The sequence below is a fragment of the Pedobacter sp. MC2016-15 genome, assembly GCF_026239695.1.
Classification (GTDB): Bacteria; Bacteroidota; Bacteroidia; order Sphingobacteriales; family Sphingobacteriaceae; genus Pedobacter.
The window spans coordinates 500140-525575 of the sequence record NZ_JAPIVS010000001.1 but is presented as its reverse complement, the minus strand read 5'-3'; the positions used below and the strand labels follow the sequence as shown (position 1 = coordinate 525575).

Here is a 25436-nt window from a genome sequence, read left to right as displayed (position 1 = left end):
CGATGAACTATTTATTTGGCATTACAGATACCGGTAAAATACGGGATAATAATGAGGATGTTTTCATTGCTGCTGAGGTGATGAACGGCCAGTTTATGATTGCGGGCGTGATTGATGGTGTTGGCGGTTATGAAGGGGGAGAATTTGCTGCAGCATTAACAAAAGAAGTAGTTCTGTCCGAGTTAAATGCGATCGGTGCTGATATACTTACACAACTTGAAATAGCCTTCAACCTCGCCAATGAGGAGATCTTTGCCAGGAAACTGCAAGACAGCAAGCTATCGGCAATGGCCTGTGTGGCTACGGTAGCGGTGATCGACCGGCTGAATAACCAGTTGCATTACATTCACGTGGGTGATACGCGGTTATACCTGTTCAGGGATAATACGCTGATAAAACTATCAAGTGATCAGTCGCCCGTAGGATTTCTTGAAGATTCCGGAAGGATTACAGAGGAGGCGGCAATGCAGCATCCCCAGCGTAATGTCATCAATCAGGCATTGGGCCTGAGCAATCAGGAAGAAATGTCTGAAAATTACTTTGAAACGGGCTCTTCGCCCTTTTTGCCGGGAGACCTGGTTCTAGTATGCAGCGATGGGCTTACAGATATGATCAACCGCGAGGTCATCAGCAAAGTGCTGGCTGGCACGGGTTCGCTCAAAGTAAGGGCTGAAAAACTCATTGCAGCAGCAAATGCTGCGGGAGGAAATGATAATATCACTGTGGTGCTGGCTAAAAATGATAAAGCACCGGTAGCACACCCTGTTTCACGACCAGCAGCAGATTTATTTTCGCAGAGTAACACCGAAAAACCTGTCGTAAAAACGATTCCGGAACCAGTTATTCCTGTAGCGGCTGCGGAGAATTTCAGCGGATTTACTGAACCGGCAAAAAGCCCGGCCAAGACTGTGGAACCTCAAACGAATAAACCGCTGATCATGATTTTGTCGGTACTCTGCGCGGTACTGCTGATCAGCACAGCCTGGTTATTTATTACAAACCCTCCGGTAAAATTGAAATCCTCCGGTACCCTGACTACCGTTCCGGCGATAGCCGTAAATCCTCAGGAGAAGATGCTCAGTGATACACTGGCGAAACTCAAAGGGGATACGCTGGTACTTTCAGCAGATTTATTTAAAACTCCTATACGGCTAAGCAGGGCACTTACCATCAATAAAGACTCCCTTGTGATCAAAACTAAAGGAGACATCACCTTTCAACCTGATTCTGCCTATGCAGGTCCGGCGCTGATCTTATCCGCCTCCTGCAAATATATTGTCATCGACCAGCTGGTATTTGATCATTTTGAGACCGGTATCGTTTCACATAAAAATGTGCTGGATCTGAAAAACGTAAAGTTTAACAATTGTAAAGTCCCGCTGCAGGTATTATTTGAATTCCCAGACCACTCTTTTGTCAATGGAAGGGTTTCTAAACGTGCTTTCCAGGCAGATTCAGTGGCTAAGAAATAATGATGGATCAAAAGAAAAACACAGGCAGAATACAGGAGCGTATCAGTATCCTTTTGGTTGGTATGCTTTTGCTATTTGGATTCTTCAAGCTGGGCGGGGTATTGCAGGACAGAATGAAGGATGTGGATAAGGGCCTGGCCGACGGAACGGTGGTGAACCTCAACGCTGAAGATCCTGCAAATGCGATCAAAGCGATGTTATCAAAAGGCTATTACTTTGATGATCCGGCAGACATTGAAATGGTCCGGTCGGTAATTGCGAGTAAGCAACAGGAAGATAAGTTTAGCAATATCGGGGATCTGAATAAGAAAAAATACTATATCTCTGCCGATCGGGCAGCACAGTTTGGTGGTGCCTCCTTCAAGAAGCGGGTAGCCGTATCCAGGGCTCTGCTGGGTTTTACCGGAGAGGACGAAAAACGTTTTGAGCAGGAAATTGTGGCTCCGCCTGCGATCCCATCGGTAAAGGATATGGCCATGGGCGAGGGTGTAATTGACGGTAAGATCAGTAATACAGAAGGCCTGGTAGGAGCTGTGCTACTGAGGCTTAGTACCGTTATTCCTGCTGACAGTATTGATGCCAGACCATTTACCGCTTACGCGCGCACGGATCAGGATGGGAAATATGAATTTAAGGGACTGCCGGAGGGCGAAGCCTATGAGGTGATCCCGCTGAAGCCTGGAGCCGAGTTTGGTCAGGTGAAAGGCGTGGAGGCATTAAGTGGGCATAAGACCCTGAATTTCACTGAGGCAAGTCACAGGATCAGGTTGCTCTCTTCAAGAGATTTCAATATCCTCAAAAACGAGGGAGCATTGATTGTGCGTACGCCTGCGGAATTCACACGCTATTTCTGGTGTATTGCAGGAGCTTTGCTGTTTGGTTTTGTACTGGTGCATGTGGTGCTGTCTGTGCGTTTTCCTGCGGCCGACCAGCTGATTCTTCCACTGCTGATGCTGATGACGGGTATTTCCTTTCTGACATTGCTGAGTTTACAGGACCCTGTGCGCGACCGCTTTCTGGTGGCCGATTTTATCATTTATCTTTATCTGGGCATAGCGGCAGTTTTTGTTCTGCTTGCTTTTCAGCTGAGAAAGTTTAATGCCGACTCCGGATTTTACCGCTTATTCGTGTTTGGCAACCGGCGTGATGCCGCCAATGGCTGGCCATGGATTATCCTGGCCATCGGCCTGCTGCTGCTGACACTACTATTTGGGGCAGGGCCGGAAGGCAGCGGGGTAAAAGTAAACTTGCTGGGAATACAGCCCAGTGAGCTGGTGAAATATACCGTAGTATTATTTCTGGCGGGCTTTTTCGCCATGAATGAGCAGTTTATCGCCGCGTACTCCAGCTGGAAAAAACGCTGGTCATTTTTTTCGTTTGCCTTACTGGCGATATTGGTTACGCTGTTGCTTTTCTTAATGCTCGGTGATCTCGGTCCGGCGATCGTGATCTGTTTTACGTTTATCATCCTGTTTTCCTTCTCCCGCGGAGATTTTATGGAGATGTCAGCTTTCGTGATTTTGTACATTCTTGTATCCTGGCTGCTGGAGAATGTTTGGCTGGATGCCCTGATCACTTTTGCTGTACTGGCCTTGTATCATCTGATCAGAAAAAAACCGGTCAGTGAATCTGCTATCATGGCTTTGCTGGTGATGACGGCGTTCCTGACGATAGATAAAATTCCTTACCTCGACAAAGTTGTACCCGGACCAGTGGAAAGACTGAGCGACCGCAAAGCGATCTGGCAGGATGCCTGGGACAACGAGGTATATGGGGGCGATCAGGTTGCCAACGGATTATGGGCCATCTCAAGTGGTGGCCTCACTGGCCAGGGCCCGGGGAAAGGTTTTGCGAAAACTATTCCCGAGGCGCATACGGATATGATTCTCCCTGCCATTGGGGAGGACTTCGGCTGGATCGGTATCGCCTGTGTCTTTGGACTGTTCCTGATTTACCTGCACCGAGCCATCGTGATCGGGCGGCAGACGGGCACGCCTTTTCTGTTTTATTGCTGTGCCGGTATCGGGGTCTGTACTTTTGTCCAGTTTCTGCTGATCGCAGGAGGTTCTGTGGGAGCACTACCTTTGTCGGGAGTATCTCTTCCTTTCGAAAGTTATGGAGGATCCTCGCTGGTCATCAATTTTGTTGCAGCAGGTTTTCTGCTCTCGGCTTCATCGGTAAAAGGAACTGAAGGGCAGATGAGGTATATCACGAGACAACAGGATAAAAACCTGGTTCCGGCGCTGCTGGCATCCTGTGTGGGCGTAATGCTGCTGCTGATCAATGTTTCGAGATACAGCTTTGACAACAAACCCTGGGTAGTGAAACCTGCGTTGGTGGCCGACAGAACTGGCAGCAGGATGTTTAGTTATAATCCACGGATAGGAATACTGATGAAAAAACTGGAAGCGGGAAATATCTACGACCGCTCGGGTTTACTGCTGGCAACAAGTGATGCAAAGCTGGTGAAAAAGCAGCAGCAGCAACTGCGTGAAGCCAGGGGATTAACGTACGACCTGGACTCAGCACGGCATAGGAGGGTATCCCGGTATTATCCCTTTGAAGAACAATTGTTTTTCTGGACCGGCGATGCCAATACAGGTGTCTTTAGTGGAGGTATCAATGGGTATTTTGCGGAGTATGAGCACGCTGCGGAACTCAGGGGTTTCAGGACGCCGCTCAGGAATTACCATCTGACCGCATCGCGTTATCGTGAAGACCGCTTTTTGCCGCGGGGACCAAAAGAAATGACGGTGGTAAAAAGGGATTTCTCTGCTTTGTCGCACATCCTGATTTCGGGACTGGACACCGCTAAAATCGCATCATTTAAAAAGCGCAACAGGGATGTGAAACTCAGTGTGGACGCTGATCTGCAGTCCCATTTGCAATCGGCCCTGGCAAAAAATCCCGCAGTGCAGCGAAACAGGGTTTCTGTGGTGGTGATGTCTTCGGCGACGGGAGATGTGATGGCTTCGGCAGTTTACCCATTGCCACCGGTAAAAAGCTGGGAACAGCTGACCATGAGCAGGACAGACCAGAATAAACTCGCAGGCTGGAGTACCACCTCAGATCTGGGTTTTACGCTGGCTACCCAGCCGGGATCCACAGCCAAATTGCTGACGGCGATGGCGGCCTTTAATAAACTGGGCAAGGCCGCGGCGCAGCAGAGCTACCTGGTAAAGGCCAATGAAAGAATCCGTAGCGGAGGCCCGGAGCCCGATGAGACAGGCAATATCGATATGGAAAGAGCCATTGTGAAGTCAAACAATGTTTACTTTATCAAGCTTGCCAATCAGCAGCATCTGGCAGAGCCGATGGGTGATCTTTACCTGAAAACGGGGATGTTCCTCCATGGCGTTGGGGGCTACTACTACGGTAGAAAAACTTTGGATGCAGAGCAGGAGAAGCGCTGGTTCGACATGTGGCGGAGAACAGAATTCAAAAGTGCCTACAATCCGCAAAATATTTATAAAAACCGGGCTACGGGTATATCGGGGATGTCCTGGGGACAGGGAGAACTTATAGCGACCCCGGCGGCAGTGGCACGTCTGGCTTCGGCCATAGCCAATCAGGGGAAACTGGTGCCCAACAGGTATGTTCTGAAGCTCAACGACTCAACGGTGAACAGCCAGGAGGGAATTGCCCTGGCGAAAGATCCTGCCTATGCAGCTTTACTGAAGCAGTATATGATTGAACAGAGTGCGGGGAAAACCGGTGTATTTGGCCTGGCCGTAGCCGGTAAAACAGGAACCCCGGAAAGAATGCTGAAAGGCAAAAAAGTGAACGATGGATGGTATGTGTTTTTTGCGCCGAATCCGGAAGCGGGGGCTGGCTACACGGTTACCTGTATCAGAATTGAGGCCACAAAGGGTTCTTCAGAAGCAGTACGCCTGGCCGCAGAGGTGGTCATTCCATTGCTGGTTCAAAAAGGATATGTTAAAAGTATTAATTGATAAAACTTAAAAGATATGTTTGATTTTTTCAAGAAGAGCGGCAAGCTGGATGCCAAAGGAATAAGGGAGGCTGTTCTGCAATTTATCAAGGAAGAATTGCAGCAACTGGATGGCGGGGAGGGTAGCTCTCTTCAGACTATCTCTGTTTACCTGGCACCTGATGAGGATGAAAGATTTCTGTACGAGGCCGCCTTATACAATGGTGACCTGGAGAGATTACGTGAGGATGTGCAGCGTATCGCTGATAACTTTGCTTTAGACCTGCCGCTGAGCTGGCAACTGACCCTGAATTTTGAGCAGGAGCTACCAGCAGGGACACTGCGTACAAATGAACTTAAAGCTGCACTGAAACTAATCATGTCTGCAGCTCCGGAAGCTGCTGCTTCCCTGATACCCCATGCTTACAATGCATCATTGACAGTCTTGAAAGGCAAGGCCGAAAGGGATGTTTATCCGCTGAAAGCTGCAGAAACAAAAAGGTTGAACATTGGTCGTGAGGTTCAGATTCAGGCAAATGACGGCTCATTTCGGATCAACCATATTGCCTTTCCTGAAGACCCTGCTTTTGAAAGCAACAAGTATATCAGCAGGCAGCATGCACATATCGAATGGGATAGTTCCTCAGCCTCATTCAGGCTGTTCGCAGATGAAGGTGGTGTGCCTCCGGGCAATAAAACGAAGATCAGAAACGGGCAGGACGAATCGGTGTATAAGTTGAATTCTACGCAGGTTGGTTATCCATTGAAGGATGACGACCAGATCATTTTGGGTGATGCGGCCATACTGCAGTTTACTTTAGATATTAATTGATTATCTTACCATCCAACATTTCGATAATGAAACCTTTGTTATTACCCATCATATCAATATGCCTGCTGACTTCCTCCTGTACAAATGCACAGCGTTCTTCGGCCAAAGAAGAAACGACTTATGTGCAGGGAAAGAACACACAGGCAAAAACTGTTCAGGGCAAGCCTGTACCAAAACGGATTTTTCCCGCAAATCCGAGCCTTTTCCGCAATCACCTCGGTGTAAATGCGTTTGAATGGGATTTTTCTGATGACGATCACTCTGTGTTATCGGGTCCGCGAAAGCAGGTTTTGCGATCATTTGGTGTAATCAGGCATTATCTCGACTGGTCGAAACTCGAATCGGAAGAAGGAAAGTATACCTTCAACCCTGCGCATTCCGGAGATTGGAATTATGACATGATCTATAAATGGTGTCATGCTGAAGGGATTGATCTGCTTGCCGATATAAAAACTGTACCCGAATGGTTGCTGGAAAGCTATCCTGAAGACAAAAGGGACGGGGAGAATGTACCGGCTCCCTATGGTTTGAACAAAAGTAATCCCGCTTCATACATCAAACAGGCAAAGCTGGCTTTCCAGTTTGCAGCGAGATATGGCCGTAACAAATCAGTACCGGCATCGCTGGTGAAAGTGAATGCTACACCACGCTGGGCAGATGATCCACCTAATTTTGTGAGAATTGGCCTCGGCTATATCAACTATATCGAGTGTGACAACGAACGCGATAAGACCTGGAAGGGGCCGCAGGCACTGCAAAGCGCGGAGGAATATGCCGCAAACATGTCTGCCTTTTACGATGGACATATGGGTAAACTCGGGAAAAACGTGGGTGTTAAAACCGCAGATCCAACGATGAAGGTTGTCATGGGAGGGCTTTCCAATCCTGATCCCAAATATGTGATCAAAATGATTGAATGGTGTAAAAAAAACAGAGGTATGAACGCTGATGGTACAGTAAACCTCTGTTTTGATGTGATCAATTATCACGCCTATAACAATGATGCACTCTCCAGCGGGGATGCTGAAGTGGGAAAAGCACCGGAACTTTCACAGGCGGCGAGGTTAGCGGACGAGTTTGTGGCTATGGCAAAGAAATACGCCAATGGCATGGAAGTCTGGAATACCGAATCCGGGTACGATCTGAATCAGAAGAGTCCGCAAAGGGCTATTGCGATAGGCAAAAAACCGGTAGCCATTACGCAGGCCGACTGGATTCTGCGTTCCGCCTTTTTGTATGTGAGACACGGGCTGAGCCGCAGTTATTTTTATATGCTGGACGATGTGGATGAGAAGAGTGAAACGCAGTACAGCAGCTCCGGACTGGCAGAAGGACATAAAAAACGCCCGGTTACGGACTATTTCACACAGACAAAAAAGCTGATGGGTAATTTCCAGTTTAAGGAAAATTTAAGCACCGACCCGGTTGTTGATGTTTATGGTTTGAATGACCGGAAAATATTTGTGATGTTTGTACCCGACGAGAAGGACAGGAAGGCCGCCTATAAGCTGGACCTGGCTGGTGCCACTTCCGCTACGGTTTACACACTTGTGCCCGGAGCTGAGAAGATGTCTTCGAAAGTCGTGGCCACCCCAAAAGGGATATTAGAAATAACACTTACAGAAACGCCCGTTTTTGTAGAGAAAAATTAACAGGGCAGCAGAATGAATGGATAAGTCGGAAGTAGAATACGTATTGATCACAGTGAAGTCGGGCACAGAAGAAGCCCTGGACATCAAAATTTATAAAAATGGTATCCTGGCAAGAAGAGGATGCGGCGGCTTACCCGGAGTAACAATTTCAGGAATGAGCTTTACTCATAGCTCTGCCTATTTCGATCAGCTGATGCAAAGTGTGTCGCAGCAGATACTGGACGAAAATATCAACCATGAGGAAGAGATTAAAACCGGTTCTCTGGAATACCTGATTGCTTTTTATGGGCAAAGTGCGAATGGCGACCAGGGGGAGCGGGCAGAGTGGACAAAATCCACAGGATTGCGCTTCTTTATGGATGAAGGCACAAGTTTCAGGCACAACCTGCTCGGCTTTGCCGATGGATTTGCGATAGAAGCAATGAAACTCACAAACTCCTGGTACTTTGACATCGTGATGCTTGCACTGGAAAACATGCGTTCCGATGCACTTCCTGAACAAACGCTGGTAAATGCCCCAAAAACAGAGGAGGGACTGAACAAGGATTTTCAGAGTTATTTCGAACAGATCAGCAAAAAGGAATTACCAGAATTTATCAAAGATAAAAGGTATACAGATCATCATGGCAAAGCGCATCAGATGGCGATTGAGATTGAAGGGCAGTCGATCAGTTATAAATTTGGATCAACTGAACAAGTTTAAAAGCTCCTTTTTGGTCAGTGATTTCAGCATGGAACCATCCGTTTGTATGAGGTCGCTGACCAGCTCTTTTTTCGTTTCCTGAAGTTTCATGATTTTCTCTTCGATCGTATCCGGACAGATCAGCCGTACGGCGACGACATTCTTTTTCTGTCCTATCCGGTAACTGCGGTCTATGGCCTGATTCTCCACAGCAGGATTCCACCATGGATCTACGAGGTACACATAATCAGCCTCGGTAAGATTCAGTCCTGTACCTCCCGCTTTGAGGCTGATCAGAAAAACACGTACATCTGCATTGTTGCGGAAGTTCTCTACCTTGCCTTCGCGGTTTTTGGTTTGCCCTGTCAGGTATTCAAAAGGAATTTCCCTGTTCTGCAGTTCCTTTCGGATGAGGTCCAGCATGGATACAAACTGTGAGAAAACCAGTATCTTATGTTGAGGAGAGTGGCTCTCTATTTCTTCCATCAGGGTATCGATCTTGGAAGATGAAAGCCCATGCAGCAGATTGTCGCCCAGCAGGGCAGGAGAGTTACAGATTTGCCTCAGCTGAGTAAGTCCTTTGAGCATATGCAGGGTATGTTTTGGCAAATCCTCTTCCTTTTCGCCCATCAGAAAACGGATGTACTCGTTTTTGCAGGCATCATACGCGTTCTTCTGTTCGGTACCCATCTCGCAGTAGATGACCATCTCCGTCTTCTCCGGCAGCTCTGCGGCAACTTCCTTCTTCGTTCTGCGAAGGACAAAAGGACTGACCTTTTTCTTTAGTGCTATGGCCCGGCTGTTATCTTTAAAGATATCAATGGGTTTGGAATAATGATCCCTGAAAAATTGTTTGCTGCCGAGCAGACCCGGACAGGCAAAGGAAAGCTGCCCGTAAAGGTCGAAGGTGTTATTTTCAACAGGTGTACCTGTCATGGTGATTTTATTGCGCGACTGCAACAGGCGCACGGCATTGTAACGCAGGGAATCCGGGTTTTTTATGGTCTGTGACTCGTCCAGGAATACATAATTAAAATGATACTTTTTGAGCCAGCCAATATCGTATAACAAGGTTCCGTAGGAGGTAAGTATAACTTCGTAATCATCAAAGAGAGAAATATCTTTAATCCTGTCGGCACCATAGATGGTATATACTTTCAGGTCGGGTGCAAACCTTGCAATCTCCGACTGCCAGTTAAAGATCAGGGTAGTGGGCACAACCACGAGATTGGTATTCTGATGGTTTTTCCGGCGCTGCGAGAGAATAAACGCAATGATCTGTATGGTCTTTCCAAGTCCCATGTCATCTGCAAGACATCCCCCGAAACCAAATTCGTCCAGGAAGTTGAGCCAGTTCAGACCTTCCTTCTGGTAATCACGGAGTTCTGCATTCAGCTCCGCTGGAACCTCCAATTGCCCGACCTGCCTGAAATTCTTAATCCTGGCTTTATAAGTTGCCAGTTCCATTCTTACCTCAGCCGAGAGAACCTCTTTGTCGTACAGCTCTGCAATGCCCGAGAAATTCACTTTAGGTGTGCGCAGGGTATCATCCACAATTTCTGCAGCAGTAAAATAAGCGGTAAACTTATCTATCCATTCCTGAGGGAGGATGCCCATTGTTCCATCTCCCAGCTGAATAAATTTGTTTTTATTGCGGATGGACTTGTGCAGGTGTTTCAGTGAGACTTTCTGCGTACCAAACTTTACTTCGAAGGTACTGTCAAACCAGTTGAGGCCACTTCTGACTTCGATGGTAATCTTTACCGGGTTGGGATTGATGTTGTTTCCTTTGAGCTGGTTGAAACCGAGCACGGTAATCTGCTGGTCCTGCCATTCCTCAAACACGGATAAAAACCAGCCTTCATCAAGGAAGCGATTTTTATGGAGATACAGTGCTTCTCCGTCAAGCTGCTCAGAAAAATGGGGATGCTGACGGCTCAGCATGGTGATAAATCGGAGTTCATCCTCTTTATCCCTAGCTACGGAAAAAACATTGCCCGACTGATCGGTAGCGTAGATCTGTTTACGCGACAATACAGGGATTTCTACTTTGCCATATTTCATCACCGGGGTGATCAGCACATAGTTTTCGGAGTCTGACAGGTAGATGATTTTCTCTATTGAATGATCAAAGTCACTCTCTTCCAACTGTTCCGGTGTCGCAGGTTTCAGGTAGGAATAGCTGACGTTGATGCGGTTTTCAAGTTTTGAAATGATATCGTCCTGGAAAACACTGAACCTGGATTCATGGATCACGAGGTGATTATTGTGCTGTCTGAAGAAATCGATCACTTTAAGAAAATCGGCATGGTCAATCAGGTGCATTGTTCCATCGTAAAGGATGAAATACTTAAACTTGATATTGAGCAGGGCCAGGTCATAAGCTTTACCTTCAAGTACAACTTCAGCTCTGACAGTGTAGAAGTTCTTTTCCAGTGAAACATACAGGTTGATCTCTATCCTGTTATTCCTGACTTTAACAGGCAGTACCGAGCTGACGGTCAGGTTAGGGGAGATTTTTGCATCATGGTAGTAGCAATCCAGCTGTAGGGGGTTGTTGACCAGTGCTTTCAGGCTCTCAATTTCGATTTCTGCTTTCTCTGACTCATAATTTTGCTGAAACCTGGTAAGGGCGGTATAGAATTTCAGTTCTTCCATACTTTCCGTACGCCAGAGGAAATCCATTGTGTTGAGCTGCTGCAGCGGGTTTTTTAACTTCCCGTTGTTAGTTACTGTACATTCGAGCAGCTCTGCCTGGAAATGGTTGTAATATCTGTGTTGTTTGAGTACGAGTATTTTTTTTTTACTTTCATCACCCTTGCTGAGCCAGGGCGCGGTGTTGTCCGGGAGCAGCATTTCCCTGAGTTGGGTATTGCTATCAGGACTTATGGGGAGGAGATCCTTAACCAGGCAAATGATCTCATATTTTTTTTGCTTGTATTCCAGACCAAAGAAATTCTCCGGTTTCTTCTCATTTTCCAGTCCGTATGCTGTTGCAAATGCCCTGATTTTTTCCATGCGTAATTTTTCATCAAAAAATATACGGATTTCCTGTCTTTGCATCAGGTTGAATAATACCCGTACCTGGTGTTCGCAGAGCAATTGTTTGCCGGATGCACATCTGCAGGAGAGCATGATGGTATCCTGGTGTTGCCTGACAGATACCTGCGGAAAAAGAATCTGACTGCCGGGATCAGTAAAAGATGCAAAGTCGACAAAAATATTTTCCGGTTGGAGATCAAGAAAACCCTGAACTTTGGTGTCTACGGGCCCTGCACTATGCCTGAGTATTTCTACAGCATTCAAATCGTTGATTTTGAAATTGTTCCAGATAAAAGTATCAGGATTGCGGTTTGGAGATTCAGGAAAAATTGGCTTTTTCGGCATAGCTTGGCATCTAAGATAAGCCTTTCCCCGGAATGCTTAAAATCAGAATTAAATATTATTTGAAAATAAATACTACTATTTAAGTAGACATTATTATATTTGCTGTCAGTCGGGAATTTAAAGATTGTTGCTTTGCTGTAAACAGCATTATTGATTAAGCATTCTTTTAATTCTTTAAAATAGTCATGTGGCCGAGTGGTTAGGTATGGGTCTGCAAAACCTTTAACGGCGGTTCGATTCCGTCCATGACGTCAACTGTCAGCTTTGACAGAAAAGCATTAGATTTTTGGTTAGATCTAAGTTTTGTTTTGTTCATACCCCAGATTGGATAGTCTGGGGTATTTTTTTTTTGCAGCAAATGCTGGAGCAACTCTGCGTTTACCCCGGGAATTGCTGAGTTGACGTAATTTAATTTGATTAAACTGTTTACTTGCCTACGTTTGCAAGCAAGCTAGAATCAGATAAGTTATCTTACCGGTACTTGTTAAAGATTTTGCTCTCAAATTGGTGTGTTTGATATACTGGAGGGGATGAATATCCCCTTCAGGTATTTTTAAAGGTCCCTTTTCTAACCAAAAAATCTATTTCCCTCCAATGATCATGGCACGGTTATGTTCATGGTATAATTTAGACGTTTGACGTACTATTTTGTCGGTGAGTGTCCGTTATTTAAGACTGCCTAACATTTCCGAATAATAACACAGCACATATATGTGTAATAAAATTTGGCATATTGCTTTTGTTGACATTTTTGGTGATAATATTCAACAATTTGGCAGTTTTGGTATGTGCTTTGTAAACTTTCAGGTATCTAACTTGAAAAACAAAACTATGAGCACAAACGACTTCAACTACCAGCTTTACAGTTATAAAGACTCCCTGCAATCATTTGCAATATCTTTCACAAGAGATATTGAAGATGCAAATGACCTGGTTCAGGACACGATGTTAAAGGCAATCAATTACTCTACTCATTTTAAAGAGGGGACCAATTTTAAAGCTTGGCTGTACACAATTATGAAGAATACTTTCATCAATAATTATCGCAGAGCTACCAAAACAAATTCGATCATGACTGTTACTGATGAAATCACATCAGATAAACTGCATCACAGCGCAAGCGTCAATGATAGTGAAGGTAAGTTTGTGATGGAGGATATCTATAAAGCACTGGCAAAGTTACAGCCTGAGTATTATATTCCTTTTTTAAAGTATTTTGAAGGTTTCAAATATTACGAAATAGCAGAACAATTGGATATTCCAATCGGAACAGTAAAAACCAGGATACATGTTGCGAGACAACTGCTCAAAAAAAGTCTGAAAATGCACTATCATACTTTCTTACCAAAAGTAGCCTAATCTTTCCAATCCGCTATTAGCAAAAACATTTATGACTAAAACTAAAAATTTATATCTACTGGGCAGTATTGCGCTTTTTATGGCAGCATGCAGTTCCTCTGGTTCAGAAAATAAAGACGGTACCAGTACTTTATCCGGCGATACTGCAATTACAACAGTTTCTAAGGATCAGGCGAAAAATGATTCTTCGCGCTTACAGCCTTCAGAAACTGGCTTTATACAGCAGGTGGCAACTGGTAGCCTTATGGAAGTAGAGGCCGGAAGTCTGACCACTCAGAAAAGTAAGAGTCAGAAGGTGGTGGATTTTGCTAAAATGATGGTGACGGAACATAATTCTTTGAATAAAGAATTGAAAGAATTAGCACGTGGGCTGGGCATACAGCTGCCGGAAGCCTTGCCCTCGTCTGAGCAAAGTAACCTGGCGGCGCTGCGTCAGCTGCAGGCGAATGAATATGACCAGACTTATATGGATCTGGCAGTAAAGGATCATGCGAAAACCATTGATCTTTTTAACGGGGCTGTCAACTTCAAAAATGAAAAGCTCCGCGCCTTCGCGGAGAGGACACTTCCGGTTTTGCAACATCATAACGAGATGGCAATAGGAATCGATTCTGTAATCAGGGTGAAAAAGCCTGACAGCAGGGGCGACGACTTACCTAACGTAGATAAAAAACATAAAAACTAGTAGTTATTCTTATGTACAAGAAAAGGAGAGACAATATGATGTCTCTCCTTTTTTTGTATACAATAATGACAAACTTATACATTTATTTTCGGGACAATTGGCTAAGTTTACGATTATAAAATAACCTATAGATAAAATTACTATGGAATATCCGGAACCTAAGATCATTTTTTTTGACATTGGTGGTGTACTCTTAACCAATGGATGGGGCAACGACTCCCGTAAACTGGCGGCAAAAAAGTTTAATCTTGACTATGATGAGTTGAATACGCTCCATAATTATATTTTTAACGTTTTTGAGATTGGAAATATCACATTAGACGAATATCTGGATACCGTAATTTTTAATCATCCGAGAGAGTTTACCAGAGAAGATTTCAAGGAATTTGTGTTCTCGAGATCTGTAGAATTGCCGGGATTACTCAAATGGCTCAAGGAATGGAAGAAAAAAAATGGTTTCAGGATCATTTCCATTAACAATGAGGGTAAAGAACTGAATACTTACCGCGTAAAAAAATTCAAACTGCACGAATGTTTTGATGCTTTTGTCTCTTCATGTGACGTGAAGATGCGGAAGCCAGATCCAAATATCTTTACGCTTGCACTTGGAATTGCCCAGGCAAGACCTCAGCAGTGTTACTATTTTGATGACAGGATTTTCCAGGTAGAAACGGCAAAACGTATGGGAATGCATGCTTATCACCATACGAGTTTCGAAGAAACGAAAGCGATTCTGGAAAGTATATCGGTGGAAGCTGCCAAAGCTTAAAACGAAAGTATAAAGGAGAGAAGGTGCCTGCGTCCAGGCGCCTTTTTTTTATTTGAATACCCAGTAGCCCAGGGCCAGCCAGATCAGGCCTTTTACTAAAAAGAACATGAATCCCCAGAAGCCGATCCTTTTGATCCACTTGATGAAAATGTCCTTTTTTGAATCCTTATGTTCTGTATTCATAACGTTGTAAAAATAAACAAAAACTTGATATAGGCCTGCCGAAAAAAAATAATGATTCTTTTTTAATAAGAAAACGATTTAGTAATTTATTTTTTCAGAACAGCAAACTTTATGGCACAGCACTTGTTTTAATTCTATAAAAAACATCATTACAATGAAAGATCAGATAAAAATTCAGAGTGCAAGCGACAAATTTCTGCAAGAGACCTTATTTATCGGAGATCAGATGCAAAATCAGTACAATTCTACTTCATCATCGTTCAAAAATAACGACAATTTGAAGCGAGTATTGCCTTCGTCGTTGCAGAAGAAAATCAATCCAAGGTTGATGATTCTTTAAAGCCGAATGATCTGTTAGCGTCTTCTCTACACCATAATGGATGTAAGAACGAAAAAGGAGTTTCCAAGGATGCTCCTTTTTTTTGCGCCTGATTTTAGGATGTCTTGCCGGGTGATATGGCTCTCTTAGAGGAATGTTTCTAAATTGGAATCAGATTCCCGGGATTTGCAGCTTTGTTTTAGCTTTGCAGGAAACAAAAATATAGATGTCTACAACAAAACTAACCATTAATAATAACGGATCAGTGAAGATAGAGGGCGATTTTGAAATCGTTGACAAAGATGGTAACGCGTATGGCTTACAGGGCAGAACGGTATTGAGTATCTGCCGTTGCGGTATGTCGCAGAATAAGCCTTTCTGCGATGGTGCACACAAAGGTCATTTTGAGCACGAAGCTGTTGCCTTTGACCTTCCTCCAAAGAAAGTTTAAATTAAAATTTTAAGCCGTTTCCTTTAGCACGAAACGGCTTTTTTTTGCTTACGCAAAAAAGAATACCTCTTTTCTTCCCGCATGTGAAGGTGATAGGCAAAACTTATTAAAAAATTTAAAAAGAATAGGTTTTGCAAGAACTTTTGGCTTATTTCGGTTAACCTAAACCGAATAACCAAAAGATATGCGTAGATTTTCTCATTATTTCCTTCTGATTTTCATTTTTACAGCCAGCTTGCAGCAGCTAAAAGCTGCAGAACCACGCAGGGTACATTTAATTCCGGAACCAGTATCGGTTACAGAACAAAGCGGAGAATTTACGCTGGATAAATCTGTTACCCTTGAGCTGAAATCTAAAAATAAGGAACTGCAGCAAAGCCTGAAATGGTTTTCCGGCAAAGTTCAGCGTGCTACAGGCATTGATATCAGCAAATCAAGTGGCACGAAGAGAATCAGCATTCTGCTGAATACTGAAGTGGATACAGAAATAGGAAAAGAGGGGTATCGCTTAAAGGTGAGCCCACAGCAAATCACCTTAACTGCAAATACTGCTGCAGGTGCATTTTATGGGTTGCAGACGATCATCCAGCTGCTGCCTTCAGACATCGAAGCTAAACAGCAGAAAGCGGGGCTGGTATGGACTATCCCGGCTTTAGAGGTGACAGACTACCCGCGATTTGGATGGAGGGGTTTAATGCTGGATGTGAGTCGCCATTTCTTTACTAAAGAAGAAGTAAAAGCTTTTATTGATGAGATGGTGAAGTATAAATACAATACTTTTCACTGGCACCTGACGGACGACCAGGGTTGGAGGATCGAAATCAAAAGCCTACCTGAGTTAACAAAAAAAGGTGCCTACAGTGTGAAGAGAACGGGTCGGTGGGGAACTTTCCTGCCTGCCCTGGCGAATGAAGAATCTACTTATGGTGGCTTTTACACGCAGGAAGATATCAAAGAGGTGGTAAAGTATGCGCAGGACAGATACGTAACGATTCTTCCGGAAATTGATGTTCCGGGACACAGCCTGGCGATGATCACTACTTACCCTTCGCTGAGCAGTACACGCAAGCAGTACAGTGTAAACTCAGGTTGGAGAACGGACCCGCAGGATGACAATGCTCTCGATCCCTCAAATGAAGAGGTTTACAAAAAACTGGATAAGGTTTTTACGGAGGTAGCTAAGCTTTTTCCATCGCCATATATTCATGTGGGTGGTGATGAAGCATATAAGGGTTACTGGGAGAAAAATCCTGACTGCCAGAAACTAATGGCGAAAGAGGGGCTCAAAGATGTAGAAGAGCTGCAAAGTTATTTTATCAAGAGGCTGGAAAAGATCTTGCAGTCGAAAGGTAAAAAACTGATTGGCTGGGATGAGATCTTACAGGGGGGACTGGCGCCTGAAGCTACAGTGATGAGCTGGAGGGGGATGAACGGTGGTATAGAAGCTGCAAAGATGAACCACCCTGTCGTGATGACGCCCTGGGATTATGTGTATCTTGATCTTTATCAGGGGGATCCTCTGGCAGAGCCTGATACCTACGGATTGTGCCGCCTGAGTGACAGTTATAATTATGAACCTGTGCCGGAGGGGATTGATGAAAAACTAATCCTTGGGGGACAGGGAAATCTATGGACTGAATCTGTGCCTACCTACAGGCATATGGAATATATGATCTGGCCGCGCTCGATCGCATTGTCTGAGGTATACTGGAGTCCGAAGTCGAAAAAGAACTGGCCGGATTTTATGAGTCGTCTGGAAAATGAGTTTACGCGTCTGGATGCCGCGGATATCAATTACTCGAAAAGTTGCTATAATGTGGTATTTAAACCAACTAAGCAAGGTCGTAATGACGTATCCTTAACGATGGCGACTGAGGTGCCCGGGCTGGAAATCTATTACACCTTTGATAACACGAATCCTGATTTGCATGCGCCGAAGTATGATGGAAAGGTGCTTAATTTCCCTATGGGAGCTTCACAGATTAACGCGGTTACTTATCGTAATGGCAAACCTATCGGCAAACAGATCAATATTAAAAAGGAAGAGCTGATCAAAAGGAGCGAAGCTGCACGCCACGTATATTAATTGCAGACATTTAAATCAATCTTACAAATGAAGTTTTATTATTACCGTAAAACGCTTTGCCTTGCCCTGATACTGGCGGGTAGTTTTACTCAGTTTGCCCTTGCTCAGGAAGCAGATCCTAAGTTCGCATTAATTCCTTATCCTTCATCGCTGACCGAGGGTAAAGGTAGTTTTACCATTTCCTCCAGTACGGCAATTGTGTCCGCGGACCGCCGTTTTGACAATGAAGCTGCACAGTTGAACCTGCTGATTAAACAATACCTGAAAACACCACTGAAGCAGTTGAAGTCGGCCACTGCCGGGAAATCGATACTGCTGAAATACGATGGCTCAATTACTGCTCCGGAAGGATACCGCCTTGCGGTAACTGCCGGCGGGATTGTACTATCAGCGAAGGAACCTGCAGGTGCTTTCAGAGCAATAGAGACTTTAAGGCAGCTGCTTCCGGCTGAGGAACGCAGTGCGAAGGGTTTGAAGTCGGTATCAGTGCCGGCGGTGACAATCGCTGATCAGCCTGCATATGCATGGCGTGGGATGCACCTGGATGTTTCCAGACACTTTTTTTCTGTAGCGTATGTGAAGAAGTTTATTGATCTTTTAGCGCTGTATAAATTCAATAAATTGCATCTCCACCTCACGGACGACCAGGGCTGGAGGATCGAGATCAAAAAATATCCTAAGCTGACTGAAGAAGGGGCATGGCGAACTTTTAACAACCAGGATTCTGCGGTAATGGTAAAATCAAAGAACAATCCTGATTTTGTGATTGATCCGAAACATATTGTCCAAAAAAGGGGTAAAACGCTGTACGGAGGGTTTTATACACAGGAGCAGATGAAGGGTATCGTGGCTTATGCATTATCAAAACATATTGATATCATTCCTGAAATTGATATGCCGGGGCATATGATGGCAGCGATCAACAGCTATCCTTTTCTGACGGCAAACGGGGAGAACAAATGGGGCAAGCTGTTTACAACGCCTATTTGTCCCTGTAAGGAAACAACCTTCGAGTTCGCAGAGAATGTGTTTACAGAGATCATGGAGATCTTCCCGGGCAAATATATCCATATCGGCGGTGATGAAGTGGACCGCAGTTCCTGGGAGCAGGCGGAGAGCTGTAAGGAGCTGATGGCGAAAAACAACATTAAAACTACTGCTGAACTGCAGAGTTATTTCATCAACAGGATGGAGAAGTTCTTCAATTCCAAGGGGAGAAAACTGATCGGCTGGGACGAGATATTGGAGGATGGGATCAGCTCTACTGCGGTAGTGATGTACTGGCGCTCCTGGGTGCCTTACGCTCCGGTGAAAGCGGCAAAGAATGGTAATCAGGTGGTGATGTCACCAGGAAACCCTTTGTATTTTGATAATGAGCCGGATCGTAATTCACTATATGAAGTTTATCACTTTAACCCTGTTCCGGCTAAACTGACTGCGGCAGAAGCAAAGGGGATTATCGGTGCACAGGCAAATACCTGGTCGGAAAGAATTCCCTCTGAAAACCGCGCAGATTATATGATCTTCCCAAGGATGACGGCGCTGGCAGAAGTATTGTGGAGCAACAAAGACCGTTATGAAAACTATATGCAGCGTCTGAAACTGCAGTTCCCGCGCCTGGATGCGCTGGGAGTGAGTTATCGCCTGCCGGATATTTCTGGTTTGGTGGAACGAAATGTGTTTATTGACGAAACTGTTTTGAATCCGGTAAAGCCTTTGTCTGATATGAAATTCCGCTACACTACTGATGGTACACTGCCGGAACTGAGTTCTGCAGCACTGGACGGACCATTGAAGATCAATAAAAATATGGCTGTCAGGCTTGCAGCATTTACGACTGGGGGTAGAAGGAGTGATATCTACGACCTGCAGTATACACAGCAGGATCTTGCGGCTCCGGTAAATACTTTTGTCTCTAAGCCCGGGTTAAGCTGTAATTACTTTCCGGGGGAGTTTAAAAATGCAAAATCCATTAGCGGCGAACCGAAGGCGGTATTTACGGTGAAAAACATTGTGGTGCCCGCTGAAGCCAATGCACCAGCATTCTGTCTGAAATACCAGGGGTATCTGGATATTCCTGCTGATGGGATATATAGCTTTTATCTGAATTGTGATGATGGGGGGATCCTTAAAATTGCGGGCAGAGAAGTGATTGATAATGATGGTCCGCATGGTCCTTTTGAGAAGAGCGGACAGGTAGCGCTGAGGAAAGGTTTGCAGCCGGTTGCACTGGATTTTATTGAAGGCGGTGGGGGGTATACCCTCAAGCTTAAGTACAGTTTTAACGGTTCGGAGCCGGTAGAGGTTCCTTCATCCTGGTGGAAACATTAGTTATCTTCAGACTATCCTTAACTTTAGGATTACTTTAACTTGCTCCACAGGTGATCTTTACGTTTACTTTAACTTGCTCCTTAGAAGATCTTTAGGATTACAAGATCTTCAGCATTACAAGATCTTAGTTTACACACAAAAAAGAGTTAAGCCTCATCCCGACTGCATTAATTTGCTGCGCAAAAGAACGCTAGGTCGGGATGAGGCTTAACTCTTTTTTTGAGTTCGGAGCCGGAAACTTCTTAAAGTTCGCGGATCCAGATATTGCGGAAGCTCACTGGTTCACTCTTATCACCATGAGACTGCAGTTTGATAGGGAGAGGGCCGTGTGCCTGGCGATATGCAGCAGGACCTACGTATTGTGTCGGGCCTTTGAGCTCAAAGTTATTTTGTACCAGGACACCGTTGAAGAAGATCGTTACTCTTGCAGGAGTATTCACAGAACTGTCAGCTTTAAAAGTTGGAGCCGTCCAGATCACATCGTAAGTTTGCCATTCACCAGGTTTCCTGGAAGGATTAACGAGAGGAGTAGTTTGCTTATAGATACTTCCTGCCATACCGTTCGTGTAGGTTTTGTTATCAAAGTTATCCAGGATCTGCAGTTCATATCCCAGGTCGCCTTTACCCATCGATGCGAGGAACAAACCACTGTTTCCTCTGGCCTGTCCAGTTCCCGTGATATTCTGAGGAACGCGCCATTCCAGGTGCAACTGGTAATTGCCGAAGGACTGCTTGGTTTCAATGTTTCCGGTTTTTTTGTCGACAGTAAATACGCCATTGGCTACGGTCCATTTTGCAGCTTGTGACCTGTCGTCTGTCATTACCCATTTGTTCAGGTTTTTGCCATCGAAAAGCACAATAGCATCGGATGGGGCTTCAGTATTGGTTTTTGCTGCAGTAACCTTCTTAGGTACCGGAGTGTAGAATTCTGTATCCTCGTGTTTGGCCTGTGCTTTTGCCGTACTGAAGGCAAATGCTGCCAGGCAGGCTGAGGCAATGATTGTTTTGTGTAGATGCATGTTCAAAAAAATTAGTTTATAAAGGGTTTCAGGATGAAAGATAAGACTATTAATGTAATTAACTACCTTCATTTATCGATTTTGCTGATGCTGGCTGATAAAATGGTTAAGGTCCGCCAAAGTGTAATCGGGACAACCTCCTGGCTGACTGGCGATAAAAGCTCCGGTAGCCAATGCATAGTCCAGCGTTTCGCTGATTGGGGCTTTTGTAAGTTTTTTGTAGAGGAAGGCAGCGAGGAAAGAATCACCAGCACCTATCGTATCAGCCACCGTAACCGGGTAGGCCTTGCCGGAATAGGAGCTCTCGCCATCGTAATAGCTGGCGCCGTCGCCTCCTTTTGTGACAATAATATCTTTGAGCTGAAATTTTTGCTGCAGGTGGCTGATGGTCTTCTTTTCATTACTGCTGCCATCACAGAACCATTCGCTGAAAATCGCAAGTTCATCATTGTTCAACTTTAGCATGTCTGCTTTGGATAAGAGCAGCGCTGAGGTCTCTTTTGAATAATGTGGTGCCCGCAGGTTGATGTCCAGCACTTTGAATTTTGCTGTATCCAGTATTTCCAGAAGCGTCTCACGGGATTTGAGGTTGCGTGCTGCGAGGCTGCCAAAGACAAAGGCATCTGCCTGAGCGGCAAGGGCCAGGATTTCGGGGCTGGAGGCAATAAAATCCCAGGCGGCATCGGGCAGGATGTCGTAAACCACTTCATGGTTGCCGGTCACTTTTGCCACGACTTCTCCGGTGGGATAGTCAGGGTCAATTTGTAATAGTTTTGTGGGCAGGCCTTTGTGCCGGGAGAATTCAATCAGTTCCGTACCTGCTTTATCATCACCCACGCGGCTGATGAGCTGGCTTTCTGCGCCTGTGCGGTTAAGGTGATAGGCCACGTTCATAGGGGCACCGCCAGCGGTTCGTCCTGCAGGGAGGTTGTCCCAGAGGATTTCGCCAAAGCATACAATTTTTGGGGTATTTGGTTTGCTCGTCATATTAATCCAAAATAGGGAAATATTATTTATAAATTAGAATGCGTTATATGAAATAGTTGTGTATATTTAGCTATTACTATTAACCAGATAACTGTATGAAGAAATGCTTTAATCGCAAGGTCGCCCGACCAGATGCCTTTCACGTCATGCCATCCTTCCCATTTTTAAAAACCCGATCCCAAGAAACAGAAAGAATCCGATTAATTTTTTAACCTAACCAAATTTACTTATGAATGCGTTTGTACGACAAAAGTGCGGTGCCTCTGATGGCAGACCGCAGTATTTTCTATGGCAAAAAATCTTCCTTTTTTGCTTCCTCTCCTTGTCCCTTAATTTTTCATCCTATGCTCAAACGATTTTGCGCGGGGTAGTGTCTGACAACGAAAAAAATCCTCTGCCCGGAGCGACCATCGCTGTGGCGGGTGGCTCGGCCAAAGCAATGACAGATGTGGACGGAAAGTTCAGTATCACAGTGCCGGCAACCGCAAAACAACTGGTTGTGAGTTATGTAGGACTGCAATCCCAAACAGTGGATATTAACGGTAAAACCACAATCAATGTTGTGCTGACAGCGGGTACTGAGCTGGAGGTGGTCACCGTTGTGGGCTACGGATCAGTGAAAAAGAGTGATGCTACAGGTGCCGCGGCTACGCTGGCAGCCAAAGATTTTAATAAAGGTCCGCTAACAGCTCCTGATCAGCTGATCCAGGGTAAAGTTGCTGGTGTGCAGATGATCAACAACAGTGGTCAGCCGGGTGGATCTACCACCGTGCGTATCCGCGGAAATACAGCGATGACAGGCACGGGTCAGCCGCTGTATATCGTGGATGGTGTGGCACTGGACGGAAGGTCTGCGAGACCTAGTCCTACGGCTGGTGGAGCAGTGGGTGGTAGTGGCCTGGGTACGGCTACCGGAGGTAACCCGCTCAACTTTATCAATCCCTCAGATATTGCCAGCATGGAGATTCTGAAAGACGCTTCAGCTACAGCGATCTATGGTTCCAGGGCTGCTTATGGGGTGGTGCTGATCACTACAAAAAGAGGTCAGGCCGGAGAAACAAAAATCGATGTGAATGCATCAGCAGGTATCAGCAACATGGCCCGTACAATCGATGTCCTCAATGGTGATGAATACCGTGCAGCTTTAAATCAGTACGGTTTAACGTCCGGAGATTATGGTGGCAATGTAGACGCGATGAAAGCGATTACACGCACTGGCTATAACCAGAACTATAACATTGGTATCAGTGGTGGCAGCAATGGCAATACCTTCCGCGCTTCTTTTGGGTACCAGAACCAGCAGGGTATTATCATCGGTACCGACTTTAAAAAATATAGTGGCGCCTTCAACGGGAATTTCAAATTCCTGGAAAGCAAAAAACTGGGACTCGATGTGAGCATGATCAGCAACCAGTATACGGAAAGTATCGCGCCGATCACTACGGATGCAGGCTTTACAGGAAGTCTGATCAGTCAGGCGCTGAACTGGAACCCTACACGCTCGCTGTATAATGCTGACGGATCTGTATTTGTTGAAAAAGGCTCTACAATCATCAACCCGATTGCGATGGCCCAGGCTTCCAGTGATAAGTCGAAGGTATCTACGATTCTGGGAAGTGTTTCACCTTATTATAAAATTACGCCTTGGCTGGAGTACAGGATGCTGGCCAGTATCAACTACAGCACTGGTATCAGAAGACAATCGGTACGTAGCTTCCTCAACCTGCAGGGTGTACAGGCTGACGGGGATTTCCTCGGTGGTTTTGCCAGTCGCGCCAACAGCGAGCTGATCACGCAGCAATTTACGAATACATTGAATTTCAATAAGGAAATCGTTAGTAAGTTAAACCTCAATGCTATTGTGGGTTATGAATATACCAACTATATCAACAAAGGCCTGGTGAGCACCGGAAAGGGCTTTGGTGATATTCCGGTAGATTATACTGATGTAATGCAGGTGACTGCACCCGCCAACAGGGGTTTGTATTCTTACAATGACCCAAAAACACAGTTACAATCCTATTTCGCAAGGGCGATCTTCAATTACGATAACAAATATCTGCTAACTGCTACAGTGAGGGCTGATGGATCAACTAAATTCGGATCCGATAACCGCTACGGTTATTTTCCATCATTTGCTGCAGCATGGAATATCAAAAATGAGGATTTCATGAAAGGTGTTGAATGGATAGATCAACTGAAACTGAGGGCAGGATACGGACGCACAGGTAACCAGGAATTTCCTTCAGGATCTGCACAGCAACGGTATAATTATACCTATTCCAATGGACAACAGACTTTGGTGGGGGTGAATAACGAAAACCGGAGATTGAAGTGGCAGTCGGACAAACAAACGAACGTCGGAGTTGACTTCGGCTTGTTCAAAGGGGTGCTGACAGGTTCGGTAGACTTCTTTGACAAAACCACTACAGGACTCTTATTTCCGCAGATACCTTTCGCTCCGGCAAATCCAGGTGTAACAGCTACATGGGTAAACCTTCCGGGAGAGATCTCAAACAGAGGGGTAGAGCTTACCCTGAATACCAGCGTGATCAACAGGGAAGACTTTGCTGTTAACCTTGGCGGTAACGTGACCTTTATCAAGAATGAAGCAAAAAATATTGATGGTATCATCAAAACGGGTTCCTTAAGCGGACAAGGTTTAAGTGGTGTAACGCTGGAAGTGATTCAAAGCGGACTCCCACTGTTCGGAATGGTGACACGTGAATACCAGGGACTGGATGCACAGGGATTTTCTCAATTCAGAGATGATGGATTCACCTACTACTACCTGGGTAATCCGAACCCGAAAGTAGTGATGGGCTTCAATGCTGACCTGAGATATAAAAAGATATCTTTCAATGCCAGCTTCAACGGTTCATTTGGTCAGAAGATTTACAACAATACGCTGAATTCGGTACTGCCGCTTCCAAACCTGGGTACACGTAACATTTATTCCGGCCTGGTTGGAAATGCGATCCAGGAATCTCTGGCTAATCCAATTGCTGCTTCATCGCGGTATATTGAAAATGGTAATTACGTGAAGCTTGCGAATGCAACACTGGGTTATAATATAGGTAACATTGGTAAATCGATTAAGGCACTGAATATCTTTGTGAACGGCCAGAACTTGTTTGTAATCACTAAGTATAATGGATTTGATCCGGAGGTGAACGTGGATAAAAGCGTAGGTGGTGTTCCATCAGCAGGTATCGAATATGTACCTTATCCAACTGCACGTACCTTCAACTTTGGCGTAAACTTTTCTCTATAACCTAATACCTGACTGCA

The 25436-nt window shown here is 45.1% G+C and carries 17 protein-coding genes and 1 tRNA gene; 14 read left to right on the top strand and 4 right to left on the bottom strand.

Annotated features, from left to right (window positions below):
• Positions 1–2: 2 nt before the first annotated feature.
• The 5 genes from OQY15_RS02400 to OQY15_RS02380 are packed head-to-tail and all read left to right on the top strand — an operon-like array spanning position 3 to position 8590.
• The gene (locus tag OQY15_RS02400; protein WP_265787248.1) at positions 3–1472 is read left to right on the top strand and encodes a PP2C family serine/threonine-protein phosphatase; all 1470 of its coding nucleotides are present in this window, start codon (positions 3–5) and stop codon (positions 1470–1472) included.
• Positions 1472–5425: an FtsW/RodA/SpoVE family cell cycle protein gene (locus OQY15_RS02395; protein WP_265787246.1), complete on the top strand. Its 3954-nt coding sequence runs from the start codon at positions 1472–1474 to the stop codon at positions 5423–5425. Before OQY15_RS02400 ends, OQY15_RS02395 begins: the two co-directional genes overlap by 1 nt.
• A 15-nt stretch (positions 5426–5440) precedes the next feature.
• Positions 5441–6235 carry an FHA domain-containing protein gene (locus OQY15_RS02390; protein ID WP_265787244.1) on the top strand — a complete coding sequence of 265 codons (795 nt, stop codon included), beginning with the start codon at positions 5441–5443 and terminating at the stop codon, positions 6233–6235.
• A gap of 26 nt (positions 6236–6261) precedes the next feature.
• Positions 6262–7887 carry a hypothetical protein gene (locus OQY15_RS02385; protein WP_265787242.1) on the top strand — a complete coding sequence of 542 codons (1626 nt, stop codon included), beginning with the start codon at positions 6262–6264 and terminating at the stop codon, positions 7885–7887.
• A 16-nt stretch (positions 7888–7903) separates the two neighbouring features.
• Entirely contained in the window at positions 7904–8590 is a 687-nt protein-coding gene (locus OQY15_RS02380; protein WP_265787240.1) for a hypothetical protein, read from the top strand.
• Here OQY15_RS02380 and OQY15_RS02375 read toward each other — a convergent pair.
• Positions 8573–11956: a DEAD/DEAH box helicase gene (locus OQY15_RS02375; protein ID WP_265787238.1), complete on the bottom strand. Its 3384-nt coding sequence runs from the start codon at positions 11954–11956 to the stop codon at positions 8573–8575. The two genes, OQY15_RS02380 and OQY15_RS02375, sit on opposite strands and share 18 nt — an antisense overlap.
• A gap of 181 nt (positions 11957–12137) precedes the next feature.
• Between OQY15_RS02375 and OQY15_RS02370 the strand changes: the two genes are divergently transcribed.
• The 4 genes from OQY15_RS02370 (at position 12138) to OQY15_RS02355 (ending at position 14769) form a co-directional block, all read left to right on the top strand.
• Positions 12138–12208, top strand: a tRNA-Cys gene (locus tag OQY15_RS02370).
• A 579-nt stretch (positions 12209–12787) separates the two neighbouring features.
• Positions 12788–13315 (top strand): sigma-70 family RNA polymerase sigma factor, encoded by a 528-nt coding sequence (locus tag OQY15_RS02365; protein ID WP_265787236.1) that lies wholly within the window; start codon positions 12788–12790, stop codon positions 13313–13315.
• A gap of 31 nt (positions 13316–13346) precedes the next feature.
• Positions 13347–14000 carry a DUF4142 domain-containing protein gene (locus OQY15_RS02360; RefSeq protein WP_265787234.1) on the top strand — a complete coding sequence of 218 codons (654 nt, stop codon included), beginning with the start codon at positions 13347–13349 and terminating at the stop codon, positions 13998–14000.
• 142 nt (positions 14001–14142) lie between these two features.
• Complete coding sequence (locus tag OQY15_RS02355) at positions 14143–14769, top strand: HAD-IA family hydrolase (protein ID WP_265787232.1); 627 nt, start codon at positions 14143–14145, stop codon at positions 14767–14769.
• A gap of 48 nt (positions 14770–14817) precedes the next feature.
• Here the strand turns inward: OQY15_RS02355 and OQY15_RS02350 are convergent, their stop codons facing one another.
• A complete protein-coding gene (locus OQY15_RS02350; RefSeq protein ID WP_265787230.1) occupies positions 14818–14952 on the bottom strand; it encodes an alanyl-tRNA synthetase in 135 nt (44 codons plus the stop codon).
• Positions 14953–15106: 154 nt separating this feature from the next.
• On the opposite strand from OQY15_RS02350, the gene OQY15_RS02345 reads away from it, so the two are divergent.
• From OQY15_RS02345 to OQY15_RS02330, 4 genes are all read left to right on the top strand, one after another.
• Entirely contained in the window at positions 15107–15292 is a 186-nt protein-coding gene (locus OQY15_RS02345) for a hypothetical protein (protein ID WP_265787228.1), read from the top strand.
• Positions 15293–15497: 205 nt separating this feature from the next.
• Positions 15498–15722, top strand: a complete 225-nt coding sequence (locus tag OQY15_RS02340) for a CDGSH iron-sulfur domain-containing protein (RefSeq protein ID WP_265787226.1) — start codon at positions 15498–15500, stop codon at positions 15720–15722.
• A 184-nt stretch (positions 15723–15906) separates the two neighbouring features.
• Complete coding sequence (locus OQY15_RS02335) at positions 15907–17808, top strand: family 20 glycosylhydrolase (RefSeq protein WP_265787224.1); 1902 nt, start codon at positions 15907–15909, stop codon at positions 17806–17808.
• A gap of 27 nt (positions 17809–17835) precedes the next feature.
• Positions 17836–20139 carry a family 20 glycosylhydrolase gene (locus tag OQY15_RS02330; protein ID WP_265787222.1) on the top strand — a complete coding sequence of 768 codons (2304 nt, stop codon included), beginning with the start codon at positions 17836–17838 and terminating at the stop codon, positions 20137–20139.
• Positions 20140–20381: 242 nt separating this feature from the next.
• Here OQY15_RS02330 and OQY15_RS02325 read toward each other — a convergent pair whose 3' ends face one another.
• Together OQY15_RS02325 and OQY15_RS02320 are read right to left on the bottom strand one after the other, a co-directional pair.
• Positions 20382–21158 (bottom strand): DUF1080 domain-containing protein, encoded by a 777-nt coding sequence (locus OQY15_RS02325; protein ID WP_265787220.1) that lies wholly within the window; start codon positions 21156–21158, stop codon positions 20382–20384.
• 72 nt (positions 21159–21230) lie between these two features.
• A complete protein-coding gene (locus OQY15_RS02320) occupies positions 21231–22145 on the bottom strand; it encodes a carbohydrate kinase (RefSeq protein ID WP_265787218.1) in 915 nt (304 codons plus the stop codon).
• A gap of 229 nt (positions 22146–22374) precedes the next feature.
• Between OQY15_RS02320 and OQY15_RS02315 the strand changes: the two genes are divergently transcribed.
• Positions 22375–25419 (top strand): SusC/RagA family TonB-linked outer membrane protein, encoded by a 3045-nt coding sequence (locus tag OQY15_RS02315; protein WP_265787216.1) that lies wholly within the window; start codon positions 22375–22377, stop codon positions 25417–25419.
• Positions 25420–25436 lie beyond the last annotated feature (17 nt).

Coding starts and splice junctions, on each gene's coding strand:
- OQY15_RS02380 (WP_265787240.1), top strand. CDS start 7,904: ATGGATAAGTCGGAAGTAGAATACGTATTGATCACAGTGAAGTCGGGC.
- OQY15_RS02315 (WP_265787216.1), top strand. CDS start 22,375: ATGAATGCGTTTGTACGACAAAAGTGCGGTGCCTCTGATGGCAGACCG.
- OQY15_RS02345 (WP_265787228.1), top strand. CDS start 15,107: ATGAAAGATCAGATAAAAATTCAGAGTGCAAGCGACAAATTTCTGCAA.
- OQY15_RS02330 (WP_265787222.1), top strand. CDS start 17,836: ATGAAGTTTTATTATTACCGTAAAACGCTTTGCCTTGCCCTGATACTG.
- OQY15_RS02335 (WP_265787224.1), top strand. CDS start 15,907: ATGCGTAGATTTTCTCATTATTTCCTTCTGATTTTCATTTTTACAGCC.
- OQY15_RS02375 (WP_265787238.1), bottom strand. CDS start 11,956: ATGCCGAAAAAGCCAATTTTTCCTGAATCTCCAAACCGCAATCCTGAT.
- OQY15_RS02385 (WP_265787242.1), top strand. CDS start 6,262: ATGAAACCTTTGTTATTACCCATCATATCAATATGCCTGCTGACTTCC.
- OQY15_RS02395 (WP_265787246.1), top strand. CDS start 1,472: ATGATGGATCAAAAGAAAAACACAGGCAGAATACAGGAGCGTATCAGT.
- OQY15_RS02325 (WP_265787220.1), bottom strand. CDS start 21,158: ATGCATCTACACAAAACAATCATTGCCTCAGCCTGCCTGGCAGCATTT.
- OQY15_RS02320 (WP_265787218.1), bottom strand. CDS start 22,145: ATGACGAGCAAACCAAATACCCCAAAAATTGTATGCTTTGGCGAAATC.
- OQY15_RS02400 (WP_265787248.1), top strand. CDS start 3: ATGAACTATTTATTTGGCATTACAGATACCGGTAAAATACGGGATAAT.
- OQY15_RS02350 (WP_265787230.1), bottom strand. CDS start 14,952: ATGAATACAGAACATAAGGATTCAAAAAAGGACATTTTCATCAAGTGG.
- OQY15_RS02355 (WP_265787232.1), top strand. CDS start 14,143: ATGGAATATCCGGAACCTAAGATCATTTTTTTTGACATTGGTGGTGTA.
- OQY15_RS02390 (WP_265787244.1), top strand. CDS start 5,441: ATGTTTGATTTTTTCAAGAAGAGCGGCAAGCTGGATGCCAAAGGAATA.
- OQY15_RS02340 (WP_265787226.1), top strand. CDS start 15,498: ATGTCTACAACAAAACTAACCATTAATAATAACGGATCAGTGAAGATA.
- OQY15_RS02360 (WP_265787234.1), top strand. CDS start 13,347: ATGACTAAAACTAAAAATTTATATCTACTGGGCAGTATTGCGCTTTTT.
- OQY15_RS02365 (WP_265787236.1), top strand. CDS start 12,788: ATGAGCACAAACGACTTCAACTACCAGCTTTACAGTTATAAAGACTCC.